Source organism: Vibrio sp. bablab_jr001 (assembly GCF_016464285.1).
GTDB classification, from domain to species: Bacteria; Pseudomonadota; Gammaproteobacteria; order Enterobacterales; family Vibrionaceae; genus Vibrio; species Vibrio fluvialis.
The window spans coordinates 512,113-536,513 of the sequence record NZ_JACDWZ010000092.1; the positions used below are offsets into that span (position 1 = coordinate 512,113).

Consider the following 24,401-nt stretch of genomic DNA (forward strand, 5'->3'; position numbering starts at 1 on the left):
GGACAATTAAACACACAATTCGCATTCATCATGAAAAAAACCATCCTAAATTCTGTTCTAGCGTCTTCAATAGCGCTTTCCGCTACGTTCTCAAGCACGACCCTCGCTTCTCCTGTCGTCATTCCAGATGCGCCACAGATCGCTGCGAAAGGTTTTGTACTGATTGACTATCATTCAGGCAAAGTTCTTGCCGAAAAAGAAATGAATACCAAGCTGTCACCAGCCAGCTTGACCAAAATGATGACCAGTTACGTAATTGGTCAGGAATTAAAACGCGGCAACATCTCGAACGATGATGACGTGACTATCAGCCGCAATGCATGGGCGAAAAACTTCCCAGATTCTTCCAAAATGTTCATTGAAGTTGGCACCACCGTCAAAGTGCGCGACCTGAACCAGGGCATCATCGTTCAATCTGGTAACGATGCCTGTGTGGCAATGGCCGAACACATCGCAGGTTCGGAAGATGCATTCGTGGATCTGATGAACGCGTGGGCCAACACTCTGGGTATGAAAGATACTCATTTTGCCAACGTCCACGGCTTGGACAACCCGAACCTGTACTCAACCCCGTACGACATGGCTCTACTGGGTCAGGCCCTGATCCGTGACGTACCAAACGAGTATAAGATTTACTCGGAGCAAAAATTTACCTACAACGGCATTACCCAGTACAACCGTAACGGCCTGCTGTGGGATAAAAGCATGAACGTGGACGGCATCAAAACCGGTCACACCAGCAACGCAGGGTACAGCCTGGTCAGCTCAGCGACCGAAGGCAAGATGCGCCTAATCGCTGTTGTGATGGGTACCAAAGACATGAATGCACGTAAGTCAGAAAGCAAAAAGCTGCTGAGTTACGGTTTCCGTTTCTTTGAAACCGTTGCACCACACAAAGCGGGCGAGACTTTCGTTGATGAGAAAATCTGGATGGGTGACAAGTCAACGGTTGCGCTGGGTGTGAATGAGGACACTTACGTGACTCTGCCACGCGGCCAAGCGAAAGATCTGACTGCCAGCTTTGTGCTTGAAAAAGAGCTAAAAGCCCCAATTAAGAAAGGTGATGTAGTCGGTAAGCTGTACTATCAGCTTAACGGCGAAGACGTTGCGCAATACCCTCTGATGGCATTGGAAGATGTTGAAGAAGGTGGTCTGTTCAGTCGTCTGTGGGACTACATTGTGCTATTGTTCAAAGGCTTATTCTGATCCACTGAGATCGACCAAAAAAGCCGCCTTGGGCGGCTTTTTTGTTAACTTGAGATCCCATTCGATTGACTGTACTATTCGTCACCGTTTTATCGAATACCCAACTTGGAGTTTCCAATATGTTAAACATCAACTCTGATGCAAAATTGAAAGACCTGCTTGAGTTCCCGTGTTCATTCACTTACAAAGTGATGGGCCACGCGAAACCTGAATTGCCAGAGCTTGTGTTGGAAGTTATTCAGCGTCACGCTCCAGGTGACTACAGCCCACGTGTCAAACCAAGTGGCAAAGGTAACTACCACTCTGTGTCTATCACCATCACTGCAACCTCAATTGAACAGGTAGAAATCCTGTACAAAGAACTGGGCGATATCGAAATCGTTCGCATGGTGCTGTAAGTTTTATTTATCTGTAATTATTTGATAAATTCAATTTTTTTTGAAAGCAGCCGAGGCTGCTTTTTGTTTATGTATCATAAAGTTAAAATAGTTACATAAAACTTATGGTCAAAAAGTTAACCGTCATGAGTAGTTCAATCTGCTTAAGACGTTTATAATCCAAACACTTTATATATCACTGACGGACTTCGATGATGGATAACCAGCTTGTTGTCAGACGATTAGGTCGACAGGATTACCATCCTGTTTGGCAGGCCATGCATGACTTTACCGACCAGCGTGATGATTCAACACGCGACGAAGTCTGGCTTGTGGAACACAACCCCGTGTTCACTCAGGGTCAGGCCGGCAAGGCTGAACACCTTCTTAATACTGGCGATATCCCCGTGGTTCAAAGCGATCGTGGCGGCCAAGTCACCTATCACGGTCCCGGTCAGATCGTCGCCTACTTTCTGATCAACTTACGTCGTAAAAAGCTGGGTGTCCGAGAGCTCGTCACTGATATTGAGAACCTCGTAATTAATACGTTAAAAGCTTACAATATCGACTCTGCCGCTCGCCCGGATGCTCCAGGCGTTTATGTCGATGGTAAAAAAATCTGCTCACTCGGCCTGCGTATTCGCAAAGGCTGCTCGTTCCATGGTTTAGCGCTCAACGTCAACATGGATCTCTCTCCGTTTCTGCGCATTAACCCATGTGGTTATCAGGGAATGGAAATGGTTCAAGTGAGCAATTTAGGTGGACCGACTCGTATCGAAGATGTCGAGCAACAACTCATAAAAGAACTCGTCAGCCTATTCGGTTACGAGGAAGTAGAATTCAGCACAGAAGCACCTGTCATAGGTAAATAGAGCATGAGCAAACCGATCCAAATGGAAAAAGGCGTTAAATACCGTGACGCCGACAAAATGGCATTAATTCCAGTTAAAAACATGCCTGCGGAGCAGAAACAAGTGCTGCGTAAACCGGAATGGATGAAAATCAAACTGCCAGCAGACAGCCAACGCATTCAGGACATCAAGGCCGCAATGCGTAAGAACAACCTTCACTCTGTATGTGAAGAGGCGTCTTGCCCTAACCTGGCCGAATGTTTCAACCACGGCACCGCAACCTTTATGATTCTGGGTGCTATCTGTACCCGCCGCTGCCCATTCTGTGACGTTGCCCATGGCCGCCCTCTGGCTCCTGATGCAGAAGAGCCAAAGAAACTGGCCCAAACAATCAAAGACATGAAGCTGAAATACGTGGTGATCACCTCGGTTGACCGTGATGATCTGCGTGATGGTGGCGCTCAGCACTTTGCCGACTGTAACCGTGAAATTCGTGCCCTGAACCCAGAGATTCGCATTGAAACTTTGGTTCCGGATTTCCGTGGTCGTATGGATGTGGCGTTGGATCTGCTAAAAGATAACCCGCCAGATGTGTTCAACCACAACCTGGAAACGGCACCGCGCCTGTACCGTAAAGCTCGCCCAGGCGCGAACTACAAATGGTCGCTGGAACTGCTGCAAAAATTCAAAGAGATGCACCCGGAGGTTCCGACCAAATCTGGCCTGATGATGGGCTTGGGTGAGACCAAAGAAGAGATCATTGAAGTGCTGAAAGATCTGCGTGCACACGGCGTGACTATGCTGACGCTGGGTCAGTATCTGGCACCGAGTCGTCACCACCTGCCCGTTGAGCGCTATGTTCCGCCAGCTGAGTTTGATGAACTGAAAGATATCGCGCTGGAACTGGGCTTCACTCACGCCGCTTGTGGCCCGTTTGTCCGTTCTTCTTACCACGCAGATATGCAAGCGAAAGGTCTGGAAGTGAAGTAATCACTTACTCGATTGAATGAAAGCCGGCGACTGCCGGCTTTTCTTTTATCCGCGGTGAGCAGATGCTCAACAAGCGTGTAGCACTTTTTGTACTGATATCAGAAAAGCTGTGTCGGCCTTCACTCCTACCAGCATCAGCTTGAGGTTGATAGCTAAAATGGTCTAAACTTTGGGCTAACTACCCAAAACAACTCGGAATTATAGGTCGTAAGCCGAAATAGCACTGTCGGTAAACCGTTAAGTCCGAACTAATGGGATATGCGTCTCGCACCATAAGGATCAAGATAATGAAAAAACTGAGCCTGCTGGCCATGCTGGCAGTAGCCGTCGCATCTGGTTGTTCATCCAATACTACGCAAGACAACTTCCGTGAAGCCTCTTTCGAACTGTGCAATACCGAAGTAAACATTTACTCAGTCAGTGATGATGGCAAAGTGCGAATCGTGTGTGCCGACGGCGCTAAATTTGCGCTTCAGAGTGAGAATACGCTGGAGACCATGCGTCAGATTAATATCGATTACTGTGACGGTGAAGGATTGGGTAAATTCAGCGAGAGCAGCAGTTACTACCTGTTCAAATGTAAATCCGGCACCCTGCTCAGCATCGCGAAATAACGAACCAGCAATAAAAAAGGCCTGCATTGCAGGCCTTTTCCGTTATTCGATTCCGCTTATGCGTAAACTGGCAGGCGTTTACAGATATCCAGAACTTTCTGTTTCGTCGCTTCAATCACCGCTTGGTCATTGATGTTGTCCAGAACGTCACACATCCAGTTTGCCAGATTCTTCGCGTCTTCTTCAGTGAAACCACGACGAGTGATAGCCGGCGTACCCACACGAATACCAGAAGTCACAAATGGGCTACGTGGATCGTTTGGCACTGAGTTTTTGTTTACGGTGATGTTTGCTGCACCCAGCGCGGCATCCGCTTCTTTACCCGTAATGTCTTTGTCGATCAGGTCAACCAGGAACAGGTGGTTTTCAGTACCGTTTGATACGATCTTGTAGCCACGCTCTTGGAACTGAGCAACCATCGCTTTTGCATTTTTCACAACGCGCTGTTGGTAAGCTTTGAATTCAGGTTCCATCGCTTCTTTGAAGGCTACCGCTTTACCCGCGATAACGTGCATCAGAGGACCACCCTGACCGCCAGGGAATACTGCTGAGTTCAGCTTTTTGTACATCTCTTCACCAGCGTTTGACAGGATCAAACCGCCACGTGGACCAGCCAGTGTTTTGTGCGTTGTTGTCGTAACAACGTGTGCGTAAGGGATTGGCGTTGGGTAAACACCCGCCGCAATCAGACCCGCAACGTGTGCCATATCAACAAACAGGTAAGCGTCGACTTTATCTGCGATTTCGCGCATGCGTTTCCAGTCAACGATTTGCGAGTACGCTGAGAAACCACCGATGATCATCTTAGGTTTGTGCTCAAGTGCCAGCGATTCCATTTCGTCGTAGTTGATTTGGCCCGCTTCGTCGATACCGTAAGGAATAACGTTGTAGTGTTTACCAGAGAAGTTCACTGGTGAACCGTGAGTCAGGTGACCACCGTGTGCCAGGCTCATACCCAGAACCGTATCGCCAGGATTCAGCAGGGCCATGTACACCGCGCTGTTTGCCTGAGAACCTGAGTGTGGCTGTACGTTCGCATATTCACAGCCGAACAGTTTACACGCACGGTCAATCGCCAGAGATTCAGCTTTGTCGACGTACTCACAGCCGCCGTAGTAACGCTTGCCTGGGTAACCTTCAGCGTATTTGTTTGTCAGCTGAGAACCTTGCGCTTCCATTACACGTGGGCTGGTGTAGTTTTCTGAAGCGATAAGCTCAATGTGTTCCTCTTGGCGAAGAGTTTCTTCTTGGATTGCTGCGAATAGCTCCGCATCGTAATCAGCGATATTCATATCACGCTTTAGCATCTGTATCTCCTGACTCAGATTTATCTGAAATTAGCTAAAAACCACACAATGACCCAACGCAAACGTTTTCGTCACCTCTTTGGCGCGCATTCTACATAATTTGATCTTCATCATAAAGCCCAAATTGCAGAAAATATCATGCAGTTTTTTCATAGTGACTGACGAAGTATTTCATCCCGAGGGGTTCAGGCAGATCCTACCTCATCAAAGTGTCAATTTTATGCTTTACACCCTGTAAAGCGGCAATTACATAGGTTTACCTCAATTTCGCTTCACTAGCTACCGAAAATGTCCGCTTTTCATTACTATGCGCGCCATTCTCAGCCTTTAATTTATATATTTGATGGAAAAACACACACGCAAAGAGGACTGGATTGCGATCCTGACTGGCACCTTTCTGGTTGCCCAAGGCGTTTTCTTTCTGCAGGCAGGTCAATTATTGACTGGCGGCACAGCCGGACTGGCACTTTTGATGACCCATTTTCTGCCTTGGTCGTTTGGCTGGCTCTATTTTATTGCTAACTGCCCATTCTATTTATTAGCCTGGAAACGCTTTGGCCGCCATTTCGCTGTCAACACGGCCATTTCCGGTGCTCTGGTCGCACTTTTTACTGACCATTTGTCGATGTTTATCACTTTCAACAATATCAACGAAGTTTACTGCGCCCTATCTGGCGGACTGCTGATGGGACTGGGCATGTTAATTCTGTTCCGTCATCGCGCGAGTTTAGGCGGATTTAACGTGCTGTGTCTGTTTATTCAGGACAAATTCGGCATTTCCGTCGGCAAAAGCCAGATGGCGATCGACTGCCTGATTCTGTTGGTGTCGTTCTTCTTCGTATCACCTTGGATCATTCTGCTGTCGATTTTTGGTGCCATCGCACTCAACCTTGTGCTGGCGATGAACCATAAACCAACGCGCTATACTGTGACCTACCATCGCTAACCGCTTTACTTACAGAGTCAAAAAAGCCCGCCGAAGCGGGCTTTTTTATTATTCGTGGGTTTGACGCGATTTGACGTCGTAGCCCAGCTCGCGGTGCAGCTCAGCTTCGATATGCCCCGGCGCTTGTGTCGAGCGAGATATCAACTGGTACATCGCCGGAATGACAAACAGCGTCACCAAGGTTGAAAAGCCCATACCGAAGAAAATCACCGTACCGACGGATATGCGGCTTTCATAGCCCGCTCCGGTAGAGAGGATCAGCGGCACTGATCCTGCCAGCGTGGTAAACGCTGTCATCAGAATCGGACGCAGGCGCCTTGCCGACGCATCCACAATTGCTTTCTCGAACGCCAAACCTCTGTCTCGCAGCTGGTTGGCAAATTCAACAATCAGAATACCGTTCTTGGTCACCATACCAATCAGCATGATCATACCGATCTGGCTATAGATGTTCATCCCCTGCCCCATAAGCGTCAGGCCAATGAAACCACCAAACACGCCCATCGGTACGGTAAACATCACCACCAGCGGGTTGATAAAGCTTTCAAACTGCGCCGCCAACACCAGATAGGCCACCAGCAGAGCCAAGGCAAATACGATAGCCACGCTCGACTGGTTCTCTTTAAAGTCTTTCGATTCACCGGAATAGCTGACCGAGATGTCACTTGGCAGCACTTCCAAGGCTTTTTGATCAAGAAAATCCAGCGCTTGTCCCAGTGTATAACCGTCTGCGAGGTTGGCAGTAATCGTGATCGCTTTCTGCTTGTTGTAGTGCGCAAGGCGAATCGAAGATGCGACTTCCTCAATCTTGGTCACCGTATCAAGCGTCACCAGATCGCCGGAAGCCGTACGCATGTATATCTGTGTCAGATCCGCTGCGTTATTAAAGCTGTTCTCATCACCACGCAGATACACATCGTACTCTTCACCTCGGTCGATAAACGTCGTTACGCTCTTACCACCCAGCATCACTTCCAACGTATCGGAAATATCCTGCACACTGATGCCCAGTTCCGCTGCACGCTGACGATCAACAGTGACCACCAACTCCGGTGTTTTCTCCGAATAGTTGATATCTACGCCTGTCATCATTGATGATTTGGCCGCTTCGGCTTCCAGCAGCTCCGCCCAGTGTCTTAACTCGTTGTAATCTGAACCACCGAGAACAAATTGCACTGGCTCATTGGAACCACCGCGGAATCCCGGCATAAACGGAATCACGCGCACATCCGGAATACCCGCCAGCGCTTTACGCACTTTACCCAGCGCTTCCTGAGCCGTGACACTGCGTTCATTCCAGTCGTCCAGAATCATGATCACAAAGCCAGTCTGGTCACCCGCATTGCCCCCAAACGCCGGAGATTGAATGCTAAACGACTTAAGGAAGCCTTTGCCAAGCATTGGCATCAGCCGCTCTTCAACCAAATCCATGTTGGCAGCCATGCGGTTATAACTGGTGGCATCAGCGCCGCGGACAAATGCGAAGATCACGCCACGGTCTTCAGATGGCGTCAGCTGCGCAGGCACCATCTGATTGAGTCCGTAACTGCCGCCGACACACGCCAGAATCACGACTGGCGCGGCCCATTTCCATTTCAGCGCTTTTTGTAATGCCGCGCGATAACCGCTTTCCAGCTTACCGAACAGAAAATCGACCGCCTTGTTAAAGCCGTTCGGCTTCACGTTCGCTCTGAGGATTTTGCTGCCCAAAACTGGCGTGAGCGTCAGTGCAATCAGCGAGGAGAAGATCACCGACATCGCCAGCAGCACCGAGAATTCGGTAAACAGCAACCCGACCATACCGTCCATAAACGAGATCGGCAAAAACACCATCACCAGCACTAACGTAGTGGCAATCACCGCAAAGCCGACTTCACGCGCGCCTTTGTAGGCCGCCATCAAAGGCTTCTCGCCCTGCTCAATATGGTGATAAATGTTTTCCATCACAACGATCGCATCGTCCACCACCAGGCCGATGGAAAGGATCAAAGCCATCAGAGTGATGAGGTTGATGGAGAAACCAAAATAATACGCAGCGATAAAGGAGGAAATCAGCGATACGGGCACAGTAATGGCCGGAATCAATGTCGCTCGGGCCTGGCCAATAAAGATGTACAGCACCAAGATCACCAGCCCGCCAGTAATAAACAGTGTGCTGTAGACCTCCTCTATCGAACGCTCGATAAATACGGTGGAGTCATAATCGATGGCTAAACGTGTCCCTTTCGGCAGGAACTTTTGAATCTTGTCCACTTCTTCATGTACGCGTTTGGCAACATCCAGTGGATTGGCGTCCGACTGCGGCACAATCCCCATACTGACGTTTACCACACCATCACTTTTGAAGGTCGAGTTCTCGTTCTCTGCGCCAATGAACACATCGGCGACATCTTTCAGGTAAATTGAGGTACGATCGCTGGCGTGTTTCACCACCAGATACTGAAAATCACGAGGCGTACGATACGTTCGAGCTGTGCGGACGGACATCACGGTGGAATCGTTGCGCACTTCACCGCCCGGACTTTCAATATTTTCCCGGCGCAGTGCACTGGAAATATCCGCGGTTGTCACTCCGCGACCGGCCATCAGTTCGGGCTTCAACCGTACATACATCACTTTGTACAGACCACCGGAAATATCAACCGAGCTCACACCGGAGATCAGACTGAACCGGTCCGCCAATACGCGTTCGATATAATCGGTCAGTTGAGTTCGGTCCATCACCGAAGAACTGAGGTTGATGTAAACCGACGCTTCCCCTGAGCCATTATTTTTAAACACCTGCGGATCATCCGCTTCATCCGGCAGGTTGCGCTGCGCTCTGGCGACCGCATCGCGCACATCACTCACGCCAGTATTGAGGTCATAACCCAGTTCAAACGTAATGGTGATCCGCGAACTGCCGTTGCGGGTAACCGAAGAAATTTCATCGATACCACTGATCCCGGCCAACTGATCTTCCAGCACTGACGTGATCTGGTTTTCAATGATCGTGGCCGAAGCGCCATCGTAACGAGTGGTGACGGACACCACCGGACTTTCAATGTCCGGCATTTCCCGCACCGATAATTTAGAAAAAGAGACGAAGCCAAACACGCACAGCAGCATACTGAGCACAACAGCGGCGACTGGTCTCTTTACGGAGACGTCAGACAACCACATTATTGCTTACCTTTTTCAAGCGGTTGACCGGAAGTATCCACTTCAGTCACCGTTGCGCCATCGCGCATGTTGACGATGCCCTGCACCACAATCTGCTGACCAATATTGAGGCCATCTTCAATGACCACTTCATTTTCAATACGGGCTCCCAGATGCACTTCGGTGCGGGTCGCTTTATGGTTGTCACCGACCACGTAAACAAAACGTTTAGTGCCCGAGTATTCGAGTGCCTGCACAGGAATAATAGGCGCGCTGATCGGTTCAAAGTCGAGTTTGGCTGAAATCAGCATGCCCGGCTTAAGTAAACGCTCTTTGTTGTTAAAATGAATGCGCACCCGCAGATTGAGCGTTTCCTGATTGATACGTGAATCAATCCCTACCACGCTGCCTTCAAACACTTGGCCGGGCCAGGCGTTGGTTTCTCCCAGCACTTTCATGCCACGTTTGATTTTCGACAGGTAACGTTCAGGAACTTGTAGGTCAAGTTGCATCAAAGAGAGATTATCCAAGGTCAGCAACTCATTCCCGGCACTGACCATTTTACCCCGGCTAAAATCAATGAAGCCGACCGTGCCATCAAACGGAGCCGTGATGCGAAGATCGTCCAGATTCGCTTTTGCGGCATCCAAACGCGCCTGAGCAATTTCTACACTGGCTTTTTGCGCATCGATTTCAGTTTGGGTAATCGCATTGCGTTTGACCAAACGCTCGAACTCGGTCAGTTTACGTTGTTCATCACGCAGATAGGCGTTGGCTTCATTCACTGCGGCACGTGACTTATCGTCATTTAATTGCACCAACAATTGGCCTTTTTTCACCTGCTGATTGGCCCGGACAGCAATCGTATCGACTTTACCCGTCACTTCCGGTGAGATGTTGACGGATTGTTCGGCCTTAAGTTTGCCGACCAAAGAAAGGGTTTGCGAAACCTGGTGCGTCTGCACAGATTCAATCACCACAGGAATCGCTTTGGCAGCGCCGGCGGCGAAGGCTACTGGATAGAAAAATGTAGCCGCCAGCGTTACAGAGAAAAGTATTGTTTTTTTCATAGTAAGGTTCAGAAAAGAGGTCACTTTTTATATTGTAACCCCTAATCTTTTTTTTGAACGTCAAGGAACGTAAAGATAGGGCTGAAACTGTAAGTAACACTGTGATTTACTCCAGCAAAACGCTAATTTATTGGCTTCTTTGACGAAAAAGGCAGCATTCAATTCAAAAAGACAAAAAAAGGGTTTACAGAGGGAGCGAGTTTGATAAGATGCGCTCCGCACTTGAGTGATGCGTTGGGAAAACGTCGCTTAAGTATAAAAATCCCCTGGAGGGGTTCCCGAGTGGCCAAAGGGAGCAGACTGTAAATCTGCCGGCTCCGCCTTCGATGGTTCGAATCCGTCCCCCTCCACCATATTCTTCTCGTTAGAGAAAACTTGATTGATGATGTTGGGAAAACGTCAGTTAAGTATAAAAACCCCTGGAGGGGTTCCCGAGTGGCCAAAGGGAGCAGACTGTAAATCTGCCGGCTCCGCCTTCGATGGTTCGAATCCGTCCCCCTCCACCATATTCTTCTCACTAGAGAAACACTTGATTGACGATGTTGGGAAAACGTCAGTTAAGTATAAAAAACCCTGGAGGGGTTCCCGAGTGGCCAAAGGGAGCAGACTGTAAATCTGCCGGCTCCGCCTTCGATGGTTCGAATCCGTCCCCCTCCACCATATTCTTCTCGCTAGAGAAACACTTGATTGACGATATTGGGAAAACGTCAGTTAAGTATAAAAACCCCTGGAGGGGTTCCCGAGTGGCCAAAGGGAGCAGACTGTAAATCTGCCGGCTCCGCCTTCGATGGTTCGAATCCGTCCCCCTCCACCATACACTAAAAGCCAGCTCATCGAGCTGGCTTTTTTGTTGCCTGTTATTTGAATCGCAATAACCACATCCCATAAAAAAGCCCCGCGTTGCGGGGCGTATCAAGGTTGAATCTTATCGGGGGGATTCGATCAGGATGATGCGGGTTTCGTAAGGCCGAAGGACCTGATGAACCGACACATGTTGCTCTGTGATACCGGCATAGTTACCGAGCAGATAACGCGCCTGGCTGACATCCAGCTCAGCGGGCAGCACGCATTCACTCTCTTGTCCGTAATAGTTGTTCAGACAAACTAAGGTTTGCGTCGCAGACTGGCGCTGATAAGCAAAGATCTCGCGATGCTCGGGCAGAAGATCGCGATAATCACCGCTCGTAATGACCGCAACTTCTTTTCTCAACGCAATCAGGCGCTGGTAAAAATAAAACACCGAGTCTGGATCAGCGACCGCCTTCTCAGCATTAATATCGCGATAGTTGCCTGCCACCGCAAGCCAAGGCGTGCCTTGCGTAAAGCCCGCTTGAGGCCCTGCATTCCACTGCATCGGCGTGCGTGAGTTATCCCGCGACTTCTGCGCCAAAATCGCCATCATCTCCTCATGGGAAGTCGTGCCCTGATTGACCATGATGTCGTACATATTGATGCTTTCCACATCGCGGTACTGATCGATGGACGTGTAACCGGGGTTAGTCATGCCGATTTCTTCGCCCTGATAGATGTATGGCGTGCCTTGCATCATGTGCACGGACGCCGCCAGCATTTTGGCCGACAGTTCACGATATTCTTTGTCATTCCCCAGGCGGCTGACCACGCGCGGCTGATCGTGGTTACACCAGAACAGCGCTCCCCACCCTTTACCATTGAGGCCCGTCTGCCAATGATTGAAAATCTGCTTGAGTTGCAGAAAATCAAACGGCGCGCGAGTCCACTTATCACCGTTCGGATAGTCAACTTTGAGATGGTGGAAGTTAAACACCATCGACAGCTCTTTGCCGTCCAGCGATGAATACTGCTGGCAATGTTCTAAGGTGGTTGATGACATTTCTCCCACCGTCACGCTGCCATAACGCTGGAACACTTCGCGACTGATCTCTTGCAGATATTCATGCACACGCGGCCCATCGGTGTAAAAACGGCGGCCATCACCAAGGTCATCGTTGGCAAAATCTTGTTGCTTGGAAATCAGGTTAATTACATCGAGACGAAAACCGTCCACACCTTTTTCCGCCCAGAACGCGATGATGTCTTTCACTTCCTGACGAACTTTCGGGTTTTCCCAGTTCAAGTCCGCCTGCTCTTTAGCAAACAGATGCAGATAATATTCGTTGGTCGCTTCATCCAGCGCCCAAGCACTGCCACCAAACTTAGACTGCCAATTGTTCGGCTCGGCGCCATTGATTGGCGACTTCCAAATGTAGTAATCGCGATACGGGCTGGCTTTATCTCCCAGCGCCGACTGGAACCAAGCGTGTTCGGTCGACGTATGGTTGACCACAATGTCCATGATGATGCGAATGCCACGGGCATGCGCTTGCTCCAGCAGGCGGTCAAAATCCGCCATGGTGCCAAATTCAGGGTTGATCGCGTAATAGTCGGAAATGTCGTAGCCATTATCGATCATCGGCGACTGGTATACCGGCGTCAGCCATATGGCGTCGATGCCCAGTGTTTTGAGGTAATCCAGCTTAGTGATGATGCCCGGAATATCACCGGTGCCTTTGTCTGTACTGTCACAGAAACTTTTCGGATAGATTTGATAAATCGCCGCGGTCTTCCACCAGTTGGCGTCCGTTAATTGTGTCGTCATGACGTAAACTCACTTACCTGAAATCAGAAATAGCAGAGCGGCCAACGGCCACTCTGAAAAAGAAAGGGTTAGGCTTCTGCCGAGGTCAGCTGGCCTTTGGCTTGCGCGCGCTTGTACATGAACAGCGTCAGCACAATCGGCACAGCAATCGCCACCAACATCGCCATCAAGAACACCATCCAGTACTGAGGCTGAATCGACAGAATACCCGGTAAACCACCGACACCGATCCCGTTCGCCATCACACCAAAGCTGCCACAGATGGCCGCCGCCAGCGCGCTACCAATCATGGCGCTCAGCATCGGGAATTTGTATTTGAGGTTGATGCCGTACATCGCAGGTTCCGTCACACCCAGATAAGCAGAAATCGCCGCCGGAACCGAGATATCTCGTTCGCCCTCTTTCTTACTGATCAGGATGATGCCAACCACAGCAGATGCCTGCGCAATGTTGGAAAGCGCAATCAGTGGCCAAATCGGCGTGCCGCCCAAATCCTGCATCAATTGCAGATCCACTGCGTTGGTGGTGTGGTGAATCCCAGTAATCACCAATGGCGCATATAGGAAGCCAAACACCATCGAACCCAGCACAGCAAAGTCACCTGTCATGGCCGCTTTCGCCGCAAACGCCACGACATCGCCCAGCACGCGACCAAATGGTCCGATAAAGGCATGCGCGAGGATCACGGAAAGAATGATGGACACAAACGGCACCACCACCAGATACAAATAGGCCGGTACGATGCGCTTCAGGTTGGTCTCGATAAACGCCAGTACCACGCCCGCCAGAATGGCCGGGATCACCTGCGCCTGATAGCCCACTTTTTCAATCACAAACCAGCCGAAATCCCACACTTCCGGCACCTGCTTACCAATCAGGTAGGCATTCATCAGTTGTGGCGACACCAAAGTAATCCCCAGTGTGATGCCCAGAATGGGCGTCCCGCCGAGCTTTTTCACCGTCGACCAACACACGCCGACCGGCAAGAAGAAGAAGATGGCTTCACCGATCAACCACAGGAAAGAGTGAACACTGGCCCAAAACTGACTGATTTCGACCAGAGTTTTGCCATCGAACATACGAATGTCGCCGATGACGTTACGAAAACCGAGAATCAAACCACCGGTAATGATGGCAGGCAGCAGCGGCACAAAAATTTCAGCCAAATGGGAAATGCCACGCTCGAGAATGTTCATGTTCTGACGCGCCGCGAGCTTGGCTTCATCTTTAGACGCGCCACTTTGCCCCGTCAGTTCAAGTAACACCTTGTAGACTTCATCGACTTCGGTGCCAATCACGACCTGAAACTGGCCGGCGTTGGTAAAGCAGCCTTTGACCAGATTCATCGCTTCCAGCTGTTTAATATCGGCTTTGCCCGGCTCATTAAGCACAAAACGCAGCCGTGTCAGGCAGTGCGTTACGCTGGCAATGTTTTCATTGCCACCGACCAGCTCAATAAGACGCGCAACGTCTTGTTTCGCTATCTTACTCATATCCTCGTCCACCCTATTGGTTATTCATTTATAATAGTTGATTTAAAATGGGAACATTCCCACTAAGTGGTGAGCATATTGACACACTTAATAATGAAGAAAAATGGGAACAGTCCCATAAATTGAAAAAGATCACAATGTGCGCAGAAATCGCCCATAAAAATGCGATCTCACCAACGAGCAACTGAAAGGTAAAAACAGGGAAGGAAACAATAGAGGGAAAAGGATAACGACGCTTGAGTGCTACACCGTAAGCGCCGCAGTCACAGTGAAATTAAGCGGCGCCTGCCGGGCTCTGGGTAAGATGCACACATTCGTCGATCTCGCCGCACAAGTGCTGAATGAGCAGGTTGGCGGCCTGCTCACCGGCTTGGCGATAACCAGGATCGACACTGTAAACATTGGGAAACAAAAACGACAGCAGTTCATTGCCGCCGACACCAGTGACCACTACATCTTCGCGCTGGCGCTCCTGCAAGCGTTTGATCACGCCCATTGCAATGGTATCACTGGCACAAACAATCGCCTGAGTGCTGTCAGTCAGCACTTTGTCCACCAGATGGTATGCACTTTCATGGTGTAGCTCCCCCGTCTGATAAATCGGCGTGGTACGCTGATCTTGGCACCAGTCAAGATAGGCTTGCAGCCGCATTTCCCCCGTGGTTTTATCCTTTGGATTGACGCCGATAAACGCAATATTCGTCAGTTGTTGCTGCTCCAGATAGCGGATCGCCTGGCGGATCACGCCCTGATTATCGTAGTTAATTGAAGAGACAAGTTCTGAGTCCATGGCGATCACCACAGCGCGGTTGTGCCACGGCATTAACGCGTTCATATCGAGCCCCGTAAAACCAAAGATAATCACCCCATCCACATTGCGCTTGGCTAACACTTGTAGATGATCGCGGGTTTTATCACGATCAAACTGGCTTTCCATGATCACCACGTCATACCCTTGACTGTAGAGCACTTGCAGCATACTGCTGACAGAGCGGTTTTCAGATGGCGAATCGAGACGGGAGATGATGACTCCCACCACTTTCTGGCTGCCACCGCGCATAGACTGCGCCGATTTCGACGGCACATAACCGTTATCGGCTATCACCTGTTCTACTCTGGCTCTGGTTTCCGGTTTGACTTTGGGATCGTTGGTTAGAACCCGAGACACGGTCGACTTGCCGACACCAGAGAGCTTTGCAATATCCAGAATAGTGAGTTTCTTACCCATAACGACTACTAATGTTGATAGTGTGTGCGGCAAACTTACCGCACACCGAAAAATGGAACTCTGGAGCGAACATTACCTCCAGCAGTTTTTGAATATGACACCATTCGCCTCCAATCGCGCCGCGTCACCTTTGGTAAACAGCGTAATCGGATTGGCCTGTGTGGAATGGTCATCCAGAATGTACTTGGTGCCGGAGCCCGCCGCAACCTGAATCAGGCGATAACTGTGATCCGACAAACGTAAGATGGCACTTTGCCCGGTAGAGTAAGAAACGTCGAACGAAGATGGGCCATCACATTGATAATGAAAGAAGACGCTATAACTGTCATCTCTGCCATTTTCATCAGAAGACGAGCAGCCAGCCAACAGAGCCATCGCACTCATCACACACACAAACCGAACGTTCATACGCCTCTCCTTTTTATCCCCTAATTCCACACGCAAGCCGCGGCATGTTGTGTTCCATGCCTCGAATTAAGCATAGACAACAGGGAGATAAAGAGTAAAAAGGCCGCCAGAGGCGACCTTTTGCAAACGTTTAGCGATGGGCACTCAGATAGGCGGGTACATCACGTAGGCTATCCAGCACCGTAGTGGCCAGCGCCTCGCCCTGTTCGGTAACAGGCTTACCGGTGCGAACCAGAATCTTGGTGCCGACACCAGCCGCATCCGCAGCCATCATGTCTTCGGCTTTATCGCCGACCATCACAGACTTGGCCATATCAATCTTAAGGAAGTCGCGCGCCGAGATAAACATGCCCGGTTTTGGCTTGCGGCAGTCGCAATCTTCTTTATATTTGCCGACGCCATGCTCGGCGTGGTGCGGACAGTAATAAATGCCATCAAACTCAACACCATTATCGACAAAATTCCAGTCCATCCACTGTGTCAGTGACAGGAAGCGGTCTTCGCTGAACATGCCGCGTGCGATGCCAGACTGATTGGTGACCAACACCAACAGGTAGCCCATCTCTTGCAGCTTCTTCGTTGCTTCAAAAACCCCTTCGATAAACTCAAAATCGTGCTCGTCGTGCACGTAGCCATGGTCGACATTAATCACGCCGTCACGGTCTAAAAACACAGCAGGTTTCGCCAAAATAATGCTCTCAAATAACGTTGTATGCGGGAATTATTGCACGCTTTATTTCTTTCATCACTATCTAATTACTTAACCGTCTGATCAACCGAACCGTTTAGACGTCTAGACGTAAAAATATCTATTGACTTGCCAATCGATAACCCATAGCATCCTCTACCAAGTGAGAGAGAGTTCAAAATTTTATACTGCTATCCCTGCACAGGTTTTCACATGATTGAGATTAGTCACGTTAATAAGGTGTTTTATCAAGGCAACAAAGAAATTCATGCCCTGAAAGACATCAATCTAAATATTCCACAAGGCACTATTTTTGGTGTTATCGGTTCTTCTGGTGCAGGTAAAAGTACTCTAATTCGTTGTGTCAACATGTTAGAAACTCCAACCAGCGGCAGAGTGATTGTGGATGGTGTGGATTTAACCAAACTGAATTCTAAGCAGTTGTCGGAAACGCGCCGTAACATCGGCATGATCTTCCAACACTTTAACCTGCTCTCTTCTCGCACAGTATTTGAAAACATTGCGCTGCCACTGGAGTTGTCGGGCAAAGATGATCAGCACATCGAGCGTAAAGTGTCTGAGCTGCTGACTCTGGTTGGTCTGGCTGACAAACGTGACAGCTACCCATCAAACCTGAGTGGTGGTCAGAAACAGCGTGTGGCCATTGCCCGTGCACTGGCGTCAGACCCGAAAGTATTGCTGTGTGACGAAGCCACCAGCGCACTGGATCCAGCGACCACGCAGTCGATTCTGGAACTACTGAAAGAGATTAACCGCAAGCTGAATATCACCATGCTGCTGATCACGCACGAAATGGATGTCGTGAAAAGCATCTGTCACGAAGTGGCGATCATCGGTGGCGGTGAACTGGTTGAAAAAGGTAGCGTCGGCGATATTTTTGCTCACCCGAAAACCGAACTGGCTCATCAGTTCATTCGTTCAACGCTGGATCTGTCGATTCCGGACGATTATCAGGCTCGCCTGAATGCTGAGCGAGTGGAAGGTAGCTACCCACTGGTACGCCTTGAGTTTACTGGTTCAACGGTTGATGCACCGCTGATGTCGCAAATCGCGCGCAAATTTAACATCGATGTCAGCATTCTGAGTTCTGATCTCGATTACGCCGGCGGCGTCAAATTCGGCATGATGGTGGCCGAAATTTACGGCAATGAACAAGACGATATCGCGGCGATGCAATATCTTCGTGACCACAATGTAAAAGTCGAGGTGCTTGGTTATGTCCTTTAATACGATCAGCAGCTGGTTGTCACTCAACAGCGACCTACTTTTAATGGCCACCTGGCAAACCGTTTACATGGTAGCCGTTGCCGGTATTGTCGGCTTTGCTCTGGGTATTCCATTGGGTGTGATTCTGCATACTACGAAGAAAGGTGGTTTGCTGGAAAACACCAAACTGAACAATGTACTGGGCGCGATTGTGAACATTGGTCGCTCGGTTCCGTTCCTGGTTTTGATGGTGGCCATCATTCCAGTAACTAAACTGTTAGTCGGTACCTTTATCGGCACAACGGCCGCTATCGTGCCGCTGACGATTGGTGCTATCCCGTTCGTCGCACGTCTGATTGAAGGCGCTCTGCTGGAAGTCCCAACTGGTCTGGTAGAAGCGGCGCAATCTATGGGTGCAACGCCAATGCAGATCATCACGAAAGTACTGATTCCAGAAGCAATGCCAACCATCCTCAACTCTGTCACCATTACTTTGGTGACGCTGGTGAGCTACTCAGCGATGGCGGGCACTGTTGGTGGCGGTGGCTTGGGGGATGTGGCAATTCGTTACGGTTTCCACCGTTATGATGTCACTATCATGGCTGTGACTGTTGTGATGCTGATTGTGCTGGTACAAATTATTCAATCGATTGGCGATACGTTGGTGCGCCGCGTCGATCACAGATAAACCGTTCTTTATCTTAAAAAATTAAACACAGATACGTTAAAAGTTTTATAACAAGGAGAATATCATGAAATTTAGCCTTAAAGGTTTACTGACCATTGCAGCGGCGGCTTCAGCTCTTGTGCTGGCAGGCTGCGGTGAAAAAACCGTCGACAACAGCAAAGTAAAAATTGGTGTTATCGCAGGCGCTGAAGCACAGGTTGCTGAAGTGGCAGCAAAAGTTGCGAAAGAGAAATACAATCTGGACGTAGAACTGGTTACTTTCACTGACTACGTAACACCAAACGCGGCTCTGGACGACGGTTCAATCGACGCCAACGCATTCCAACACAAACCATACCTGGATCAGCAAATTGCTGACCGTGGTTACAAGCTGGCTATTGTTGGTAACACTTTCGTTTACCCAATCGCGGGTTACTCAAAGCAAGTTAAATCGGTTGATGAGCTGCAAGACGGCGCTCGCATCGCAGTACCAAACGATCCAACCAACCTGGGCCGTTCTCTGATCCTGCTTGAGAAGCAAGGTCTGATCAAACTGCGTGCTGATGCTGGTCTGCTTGCCACGGTTCGTGACATCGTTGAAAACCCGAAAAACATCGAAATCGTTGAACTGGACGCAGCGCAACTGCCACGTTCTTTGGATGATGTTGCTCTGTCTATCATCAACACCACTTACGCAAGTTCTATCAACCTGACGCCGGAAAAAGACGGTATCTTCGTTGAAAACAAAGAATCACCATACGTGAACCTGCTGGTTGCTCGTCAAGACAACGTGAACGCAGAAAACGTACAGAACTTCCTGAAAGCGTACCAGACCGATGAAGTCGCGAAAGCAGCGGCGGATATCTTCCAAGGCGGCGCAGTAAAAGGCTGGTAATCCCTTCCTTTACAACGTGAAATGCATAAAAAAAGGTTGGCCTCATGCCAACCTTTTTTGTTGCGGTCATTCAGGGTTAATCCCGGTCCACAACCTCAGCTATTTCAAATGATCCCAGGAGATATTTGAAACAATGCGGCAATCATCGCATTTGAAATGAAAGATATCGTGCAGCGGCTCGTCCAGCAGCCACTCACCACCGCATTTCGGGCACTTGCGCGCCTGCTCATCCGCCAGACTGGTACCGCCAACGCGGTACTGATAATAGTAGGTGGGAATCTTAGTCAGATATTCGATTCGGCCACGCAAATCCCAGCCACGGCGGAACAGATCGCTGTCGACATCGCAAATCTCATGCAGTGCAGCAAACTCCGCTTTGCAGCCGCCGGCCATCTGAATCTCATCACACGCCTGCCACTCCGTCTGCCATTTGATCACCGATTTATGATCGCCGTTGAGCGTCGGCTCATTACGATACAGCGGGATAGGCAGCAAGCTTTCACCACTGCGCAGTGGTGAACAGGTGTGCACGTAAGTGGTATACAGCACCTGCCAGCTTGGCGCTTCCGCTTCCGCAGCTTCCTCGGAGTTAATATCGCGCCCCAGCAGGCGCACTTTCGGCGCTAACAGGCTCGCCTCTGCCAGACGGCTAATGCATACCTTGACAAAGTCGGAGTGATGCTTCGGATGCAGGCTCTCTTTTTCCGGGCACACCGCGCGCACATAAAATTCGCCCTCACCCAGAATAACCGGAAACTCGCGCCCCAGAACCTGACCGTTGTAACGCAGTGCATCCATCAAACCATTGATGGCTTTGTCGACGGCGCTGATGGTGGTGTTGTCAAAACACTCAAACTGAAGTTCTACTACGTACATCGTTTACACCACCGGTTCCAGTTGATTCAGAAACTCGACCACATCGGCGGTCAGAACTTCGCGCTGATTAGTACCGAGCTTCTCCAGAATCACGTTGCCTGTCAGGTTACAAATGGAGATCACGGCCATTTCATCTTCCGTGGTCGCAATAAACACGGTGGGTTTTTGTTTGAGGCGGCGCTGCATCACCAAATGGCCGAGAATGTTCTCTTGCAGACGCTGAAAATCCTCTTCACTCCAGACTTGCAACAAGGTCAGCGCACGGCCACGCCAGCTGGCTGGCATATCCGCCGCAAACTGCGCGCCGTAGAAGGGAGCGATATCTTGTTGCAGGCTCAGCTCAATGCCCTGCTCGACATTGGTGAGATCGGCTGCAGGAGTGCGAGGGACGGGTTGCCAAAGCACTCGATCCGCCAGAACCTCGACCACACAAGGCGAAGGCCAATCGAGCAGTTCTTCGTTATACGGCAATTGCTGATGGGTTTGCTCAAAAGCATGAAGGTAGCGTTGACTGAACGAGAATAAGGCCTCAACCACTGAGTGAGCCATGACGTTCTCCATAGTTAGGTTAGTCGCGCCTGCCAGATGACACACGCGGCGGTATTGCGTAGAATTCCGGTTATTCTAATCGAATTAACAGTAAAGTATGAGCAAATATTCTGACGCAAAAGAGCTGGCGGGTTTAACGCTGGGTAAGAAGACCGAATACGCCAACCAGTATGATCCTTCCCTTTTGCAGCCGGTTCCGCGCAGCCTGAACCGCAACGATCTGAATCTGGGTAACGAACTGCCGTTTTTGGGCTGTGATATCTGGACTCTGTATGAGCTGTCGTGGCTGAACGACAAAGGCCTGCCGCAGGTTGCGATCGGCGAAGTCGCGATTCCGGCCACCAGTGCCAACCTGATCGAGTCGAAATCGTTCAAACTTTATCTCAACAGTTTCAACCAGACGCGATTTGCTGACTGGGCTGAAGTTCAGGCTTGCCTGCAAAACGATCTGTCGGCCTGCGCGGGCGAGAGTGTTCAGGTAGAAGTCAAACCTCTGGCGGCCTATACCGCGCAGCCGATTGTGACTATGCAGGGCGAATGCATCGACGATCAGGACATCGAGATCAGCAGCTACGATTTTGATGATACTTTGCTCGCGGGAGCCGGCAGCGATGAGATCGTCGAAGAGACACTGCACAGCCATCTGCTTAAATCCAACTGTTTGATCACCAACCAGCCAGACTGGGGCAGCGTGGAAATCGCTTATCGCGGCCCGAAAATCGATCGCGAAGCTCTGCTGCGTTATATCGTCTCATTCCGTGAGCACAACGAGTTCCACGAGCAGTGTGTTGAGCGTATCTTTACCGATATCAGCCGTTACTGTCATCCGGAGCATCTGACCGTACTGGCGCGCTATACGCGTCGCGGCGGTCTGGATATCAACCCGTTCCGCTCAAGCCACCAGACGGCTCCGGCCAACAATCAACGCATGGCTCGTCAATAACAAGGATTTTCGACAGGATGACTTTTCTTCGCTGGAAGCACTGGCTGGGTTTGGCTCTGCTCTCATTTTCGACCTGGACCTACGCCACCATCTATTCGTCACCGACACTGAACGAAGCCGATGGTTTGATTGAGATCTCACCGGCGCAAGCCAAATCGCTGGCTACCGAGTATCTATCCGAACGCAAACTGGCGGACAAAGCGGAGAAAAGCCCCACCACCATTTCGCGCGATGAAACCGACAGCCGGGTGCGCACGCCCGGCAGTACCATCGATGCGCTGAAGATTCTGGCCAAAGCCGAGTTCAACCTCGGCTACCAACAAAGCGCCTTTAAGCTGCTCGAAGAAGCGCGCGATCTGGCGCTGCAATACCAATTGCCTTATCTGCAACTGGAAGTGGAAATCCTTGATGTGCGTTTGCACTGGCGCTTTGACGACAATGCCAGCGACGCCCGTGAGAAATTGCGTGACATCGCACGCCAGTATGAAGCGATCAAAAATGCCGATCAGTTAGCCAAAGGCATCGACTACAAAATGACGATGCTGCGTGCTGAGATCGCCTCGAAGGCCAACGACATTGAGCTCGCCAATCGCTTGTTTGCTGAGGTGAAACCTTACGTGGATTCGCTGCAATCGAAAAAGCCGCAGATCGAATACCACCTGGTGGTCGGTGAGCACTATCTGACTCACGAGCTGTATAACCTCGCGCTGTCCGAGCTATTAATGTCTTACTGGAGCGCCATCGAAAGCAACTCCAGCGCCCTGCTGGCAAAAACCAACACCCTGCTGGCGCAGCTGTTCTATGAACGCCGCGTACTGGATAAAGCGTTAGTGCACCTCTCGCAAGCGGCCGATTTCTACGACAACTACGATAAATCGCCGGCGCTGGCCGCTGTACTGAAACGCATGGGCGATGTCTATTACCAGCAAGGTAAATACAACCTGGCGCTGGTGCATTACTTTAATGTGATTGACCACGAAAGCAGTGACAACGACATCGAGAATGTGATTGAAGTGCGCCTCAGCCTCGCCGCGACCTATCTACAATTGTTCAACTATCCGCTCACCGAACAGTATCTGGCACGGGCTGAAGAACTGCTCAGCTACACCGACATTCCACGCCTGAAAGGCCGGGCTGCGCTGCTCAATGCGGGCCTTGCTTATCATCAGAACCAGAGCCAGCGCGTGATTGCACAGGCGCAGCAAGCACTGACCATCGGCCAGACCGCAGGCGACTTAGCCATTGAAGAGCAAGCGTACCGCTTGATGTCTTTCGGCTATGAACAGATGGGCAAATTCGCTGACGCACTGGAAAACGTCAAGCACAGCAATGCAATCGCACTGATCCGGCAGGAAAAGCTCAATCAGATCAGTGAAGATGCGTTTCGTCAGCAGAAGGAGTTCGTGGAACAGACCCTGCATCTGGTCGGTCAGGAAAAAGAGCTGCAAGAGATTCAGCGCGAGTACAGCAAGTTTCAGAAAATCGCCTTTGCGCTGTTTATTGCCAGCGCGGTGTTCTTTTTATTGCTGCTGCGCCGCGGCTACGTGATTCAGCGTCAGAAAGAAGAGATCGACGAGCTCAACAGTAACCTCTACACCCACTCACGTTCGCGCCTGCACAATCTGCGCATGCTCAATTCGCGCCTGCTCTCTTCACTGGAGCGCAGCAGTCAGAACTATGAACAGTGGCATATTGGTGAACTGATCCATGAACCGCTCAATGATCGACTGCGTTTTGCGATGATCGACATTCCGTTCCTGCGCAACATGTATCTGCAGCATGGCTACAGCGCAGGTCTGGAGCTGGAGCACGCCTTTGGCGCATTCCTCAAAACCAAAATCGGTAATGACAAGGCGCGTTTGTACCATTTCTCCGATGCCAACCTGCTGTATATCGAACCGTGCCCGGATCGTGAGCGCCCACCGGAAGATCTGTTTAACAAAGTGCAGGCCTGGATTCAGGAGTTTCAACCTGAGCGCCGCCTGAACCGAATCATTCGCATGGGGATTGCCGATTATCCGTTCCTGCCACGTGCCTATACTGCGATCAATGATAAGGAATTGTTGGATATTCTGCTCATGGCCGCCAGTGTCGCGCGCGATCTGAGTATTAAGGAAAACAGCAGCCACTGGGTCTATCTGCGGGCGATCGACAATGCGCCAGCGGCCAGTTTTGCTTCCAACAATATTCGTAAATCGTGTAAGCACGCCATCAATCAGGGACTGATCAAAGTGCACTCCTCGTACAAGAATGAGGAGAACATCAAAAAACTTTTAAAAGATGGATAAAAGCTACGCGGTTAACGCGC

Annotated in this window: 21 protein-coding genes and 4 tRNA genes; 15 read left to right on the forward strand and 10 right to left on the reverse strand. The window is 50.2% G+C overall.

Annotation, left to right across the window (positions count from 1 at the left end):
* Nucleotides 1-30 precede the first annotated feature (30 nt).
* From JIG40_RS15995 to JIG40_RS16015, 5 genes are all read left to right on the forward strand, one after another.
* Complete coding sequence (locus tag JIG40_RS15995; protein WP_020328007.1) at nucleotides 31-1,206, forward strand: serine hydrolase; 1,176 nt, start codon at nucleotides 31-33, stop codon at nucleotides 1,204-1,206.
* Nucleotides 1,207-1,325: 119 nt separating this feature from the next.
* Nucleotides 1,326-1,604, forward strand: coding sequence for a DUF493 family protein YbeD (ybeD, locus tag JIG40_RS16000; RefSeq protein ID WP_020328008.1), 279 nt, complete (start codon nucleotides 1,326-1,328; stop codon nucleotides 1,602-1,604).
* Nucleotides 1,605-1,798: 194 nt separating this feature from the next.
* Entirely contained in the window at nucleotides 1,799-2,455 is a 657-nt protein-coding gene (gene lipB, locus JIG40_RS16005) for a lipoyl(octanoyl) transferase LipB (RefSeq protein ID WP_024373345.1), read from the forward strand.
* 3 nt (nucleotides 2,456-2,458) lie between these two features.
* Nucleotides 2,459-3,424 (forward strand): lipoyl synthase, encoded by a 966-nt coding sequence (gene lipA / locus JIG40_RS16010; RefSeq protein ID WP_199465637.1) that lies wholly within the window; start codon nucleotides 2,459-2,461, stop codon nucleotides 3,422-3,424.
* A gap of 287 nt (nucleotides 3,425-3,711) precedes the next feature.
* Nucleotides 3,712-4,038 (forward strand): hypothetical protein, encoded by a 327-nt coding sequence (locus JIG40_RS16015; protein WP_020431846.1) that lies wholly within the window; start codon nucleotides 3,712-3,714, stop codon nucleotides 4,036-4,038.
* 56 nt (nucleotides 4,039-4,094) lie between these two features.
* On the opposite strand, the gene glyA is transcribed toward JIG40_RS16015, so the two are convergent.
* Entirely contained in the window at nucleotides 4,095-5,345 is a 1,251-nt protein-coding gene (gene glyA / locus JIG40_RS16020; protein WP_055452362.1) for a serine hydroxymethyltransferase, read from the reverse strand.
* 343 nt (nucleotides 5,346-5,688) lie between these two features.
* Between glyA and JIG40_RS16025 the strand changes: the two genes are divergently transcribed.
* Nucleotides 5,689-6,291, forward strand: a complete 603-nt coding sequence (locus JIG40_RS16025) for a YitT family protein (RefSeq protein WP_075988775.1) — start codon at nucleotides 5,689-5,691, stop codon at nucleotides 6,289-6,291.
* A 48-nt stretch (nucleotides 6,292-6,339) separates the two neighbouring features.
* Here JIG40_RS16025 and vexH read toward each other — a convergent pair whose 3' ends face one another.
* Together vexH and JIG40_RS16035 are read right to left on the reverse strand one after the other, a co-directional pair.
* Nucleotides 6,340-9,453, reverse strand: coding sequence for a vibriobactin export RND transporter permease subunit VexH (vexH, locus tag JIG40_RS16030; protein WP_020328014.1), 3,114 nt, complete (start codon nucleotides 9,451-9,453; stop codon nucleotides 6,340-6,342).
* Nucleotides 9,453-10,502, reverse strand: coding sequence for an efflux RND transporter periplasmic adaptor subunit (locus JIG40_RS16035; protein ID WP_047459196.1), 1,050 nt, complete (start codon nucleotides 10,500-10,502; stop codon nucleotides 9,453-9,455). Before JIG40_RS16035 ends, vexH begins: the two co-directional genes overlap by 1 nt.
* A 268-nt stretch (nucleotides 10,503-10,770) precedes the next feature.
* Here JIG40_RS16035 and JIG40_RS16040 point away from each other — a divergent pair.
* The 4 genes from JIG40_RS16040 to JIG40_RS16055 all read left to right on the forward strand — a co-directional run bounded on the left by JIG40_RS16040 (nucleotide 10,771) and on the right by JIG40_RS16055 (nucleotide 11,316).
* Nucleotides 10,771-10,855: transfer RNA gene (locus JIG40_RS16040), tRNA-Tyr, on the forward strand.
* A gap of 68 nt (nucleotides 10,856-10,923) precedes the next feature.
* Nucleotides 10,924-11,008, forward strand: a tRNA-Tyr gene (locus JIG40_RS16045).
* A 69-nt stretch (nucleotides 11,009-11,077) separates the two neighbouring features.
* A tRNA-Tyr gene (locus JIG40_RS16050) sits at nucleotides 11,078-11,162 on the forward strand.
* Between the two features lie 69 nt (nucleotides 11,163-11,231).
* Nucleotides 11,232-11,316: transfer RNA gene (locus tag JIG40_RS16055), tRNA-Tyr, on the forward strand.
* Nucleotides 11,317-11,427: 111 nt separating this feature from the next.
* Here the strand turns inward: JIG40_RS16055 and treC are convergent.
* From treC to gmhB, 5 genes are all read right to left on the reverse strand, one after another.
* Nucleotides 11,428-13,119: an alpha,alpha-phosphotrehalase gene (gene treC, locus JIG40_RS16060; RefSeq protein WP_199465638.1), complete on the reverse strand. Its 1,692-nt coding sequence runs from the start codon at nucleotides 13,117-13,119 to the stop codon at nucleotides 11,428-11,430.
* Nucleotides 13,120-13,187: 68 nt separating this feature from the next.
* Nucleotides 13,188-14,612 carry a PTS trehalose transporter subunit IIBC gene (treB, locus tag JIG40_RS16065; RefSeq protein WP_199465639.1) on the reverse strand — a complete coding sequence of 475 codons (1,425 nt, stop codon included), beginning with the start codon at nucleotides 14,610-14,612 and terminating at the stop codon, nucleotides 13,188-13,190.
* Between the two features lie 274 nt (nucleotides 14,613-14,886).
* Nucleotides 14,887-15,840: a trehalose operon repressor TreR gene (gene treR / locus JIG40_RS16070; protein WP_024374285.1), complete on the reverse strand. Its 954-nt coding sequence runs from the start codon at nucleotides 15,838-15,840 to the stop codon at nucleotides 14,887-14,889.
* 72 nt (nucleotides 15,841-15,912) lie between these two features.
* A complete protein-coding gene (locus tag JIG40_RS16075; protein WP_020431361.1) occupies nucleotides 15,913-16,248 on the reverse strand; it encodes an MliC family protein in 336 nt (111 codons plus the stop codon).
* Nucleotides 16,249-16,378: 130 nt separating this feature from the next.
* Complete coding sequence (gmhB, locus tag JIG40_RS16080; protein ID WP_020431363.1) at nucleotides 16,379-16,936, reverse strand: D-glycero-beta-D-manno-heptose 1,7-bisphosphate 7-phosphatase; 558 nt, start codon at nucleotides 16,934-16,936, stop codon at nucleotides 16,379-16,381.
* A 213-nt stretch (nucleotides 16,937-17,149) separates the two neighbouring features.
* Here gmhB and metN point away from each other — a divergent pair, with 213 nt between their 5' ends.
* From metN to JIG40_RS16095, 3 genes are all read left to right on the forward strand, one after another.
* Nucleotides 17,150-18,184, forward strand: coding sequence for a methionine ABC transporter ATP-binding protein MetN (gene metN / locus JIG40_RS16085; RefSeq protein WP_047457316.1), 1,035 nt, complete (start codon nucleotides 17,150-17,152; stop codon nucleotides 18,182-18,184).
* Nucleotides 18,174-18,851 (forward strand): methionine ABC transporter permease, encoded by a 678-nt coding sequence (locus JIG40_RS16090; RefSeq protein ID WP_020328075.1) that lies wholly within the window; start codon nucleotides 18,174-18,176, stop codon nucleotides 18,849-18,851. Before metN ends, JIG40_RS16090 begins: the two co-directional genes overlap by 11 nt.
* A 64-nt stretch (nucleotides 18,852-18,915) precedes the next feature.
* Nucleotides 18,916-19,725, forward strand: coding sequence for a MetQ/NlpA family lipoprotein (locus JIG40_RS16095; RefSeq protein WP_020328076.1), 810 nt, complete (start codon nucleotides 18,916-18,918; stop codon nucleotides 19,723-19,725).
* Between the two features lie 99 nt (nucleotides 19,726-19,824).
* On the opposite strand, the gene JIG40_RS16100 is transcribed toward JIG40_RS16095, so the two are convergent.
* Both JIG40_RS16100 and syd read right to left on the reverse strand, forming a co-directional pair.
* A complete protein-coding gene (locus JIG40_RS16100) occupies nucleotides 19,825-20,601 on the reverse strand; it encodes a Zn-ribbon-containing protein (protein WP_165880267.1) in 777 nt (258 codons plus the stop codon).
* A 3-nt stretch (nucleotides 20,602-20,604) separates the two neighbouring features.
* Nucleotides 20,605-21,150: a SecY-interacting protein gene (syd, locus tag JIG40_RS16105; protein ID WP_024374281.1), complete on the reverse strand. Its 546-nt coding sequence runs from the start codon at nucleotides 21,148-21,150 to the stop codon at nucleotides 20,605-20,607.
* Nucleotides 21,151-21,247: 97 nt separating this feature from the next.
* On the opposite strand from syd, the gene queF reads away from it, so the two are divergent.
* Complete coding sequence (gene queF, locus JIG40_RS16110; protein ID WP_199465640.1) at nucleotides 21,248-22,093, forward strand: NADPH-dependent 7-cyano-7-deazaguanine reductase QueF; 846 nt, start codon at nucleotides 21,248-21,250, stop codon at nucleotides 22,091-22,093.
* Nucleotides 22,094-22,110: 17 nt separating this feature from the next.
* On the forward strand, nucleotides 22,111-24,381 hold the full coding sequence (locus JIG40_RS16115; RefSeq protein WP_199465641.1) for a tetratricopeptide repeat protein: 2,271 nt from the start codon (nucleotides 22,111-22,113) through the stop codon (nucleotides 24,379-24,381).
* The last annotated feature ends 20 nt before the right edge of the window (nucleotides 24,382-24,401 follow it).

What these genes read in the sequence shown, in the direction of transcription:
- treC (WP_199465638.1), bottom strand. Translation starts at nt 13,119, where the DNA reads ATGACGACACAATTAACGGACGCCAACTGGTGGAAGACCGCGGCGATT.
- glyA (WP_055452362.1), bottom strand. Translation starts at nt 5,345, where the DNA reads ATGCTAAAGCGTGATATGAATATCGCTGATTACGATGCGGAGCTATTC.
- vexH (WP_020328014.1), bottom strand. Translation starts at nt 9,453, where the DNA reads ATGTGGTTGTCTGACGTCTCCGTAAAGAGACCAGTCGCCGCTGTTGTG.
- metN (WP_047457316.1), top strand. Translation starts at nt 17,150, where the DNA reads ATGATTGAGATTAGTCACGTTAATAAGGTGTTTTATCAAGGCAACAAA.
- queF (WP_199465640.1), top strand. Translation starts at nt 21,248, where the DNA reads ATGAGCAAATATTCTGACGCAAAAGAGCTGGCGGGTTTAACGCTGGGT.
- treR (WP_024374285.1), bottom strand. Translation starts at nt 15,840, where the DNA reads ATGGGTAAGAAACTCACTATTCTGGATATTGCAAAGCTCTCTGGTGTC.
- JIG40_RS15995 (WP_020328007.1), top strand. Translation starts at nt 31, where the DNA reads ATGAAAAAAACCATCCTAAATTCTGTTCTAGCGTCTTCAATAGCGCTT.
- lipB (WP_024373345.1), top strand. Translation starts at nt 1,799, where the DNA reads ATGGATAACCAGCTTGTTGTCAGACGATTAGGTCGACAGGATTACCAT.
- ybeD (WP_020328008.1), top strand. Translation starts at nt 1,326, where the DNA reads ATGTTAAACATCAACTCTGATGCAAAATTGAAAGACCTGCTTGAGTTC.
- JIG40_RS16115 (WP_199465641.1), top strand. Translation starts at nt 22,111, where the DNA reads ATGACTTTTCTTCGCTGGAAGCACTGGCTGGGTTTGGCTCTGCTCTCA.
- syd (WP_024374281.1), bottom strand. Translation starts at nt 21,150, where the DNA reads ATGGCTCACTCAGTGGTTGAGGCCTTATTCTCGTTCAGTCAACGCTAC.
- JIG40_RS16035 (WP_047459196.1), bottom strand. Translation starts at nt 10,502, where the DNA reads ATGAAAAAAACAATACTTTTCTCTGTAACGCTGGCGGCTACATTTTTC.
- JIG40_RS16095 (WP_020328076.1), top strand. Translation starts at nt 18,916, where the DNA reads ATGAAATTTAGCCTTAAAGGTTTACTGACCATTGCAGCGGCGGCTTCA.
- JIG40_RS16100 (WP_165880267.1), bottom strand. Translation starts at nt 20,601, where the DNA reads ATGTACGTAGTAGAACTTCAGTTTGAGTGTTTTGACAACACCACCATC.
- JIG40_RS16025 (WP_075988775.1), top strand. Translation starts at nt 5,689, where the DNA reads ATGGAAAAACACACACGCAAAGAGGACTGGATTGCGATCCTGACTGGC.
- JIG40_RS16090 (WP_020328075.1), top strand. Translation starts at nt 18,174, where the DNA reads ATGTCCTTTAATACGATCAGCAGCTGGTTGTCACTCAACAGCGACCTA.
- treB (WP_199465639.1), bottom strand. Translation starts at nt 14,612, where the DNA reads ATGAGTAAGATAGCGAAACAAGACGTTGCGCGTCTTATTGAGCTGGTC.
- JIG40_RS16075 (WP_020431361.1), bottom strand. Translation starts at nt 16,248, where the DNA reads ATGAACGTTCGGTTTGTGTGTGTGATGAGTGCGATGGCTCTGTTGGCT.
- lipA (WP_199465637.1), top strand. Translation starts at nt 2,459, where the DNA reads ATGAGCAAACCGATCCAAATGGAAAAAGGCGTTAAATACCGTGACGCC.
- JIG40_RS16015 (WP_020431846.1), top strand. Translation starts at nt 3,712, where the DNA reads ATGAAAAAACTGAGCCTGCTGGCCATGCTGGCAGTAGCCGTCGCATCT.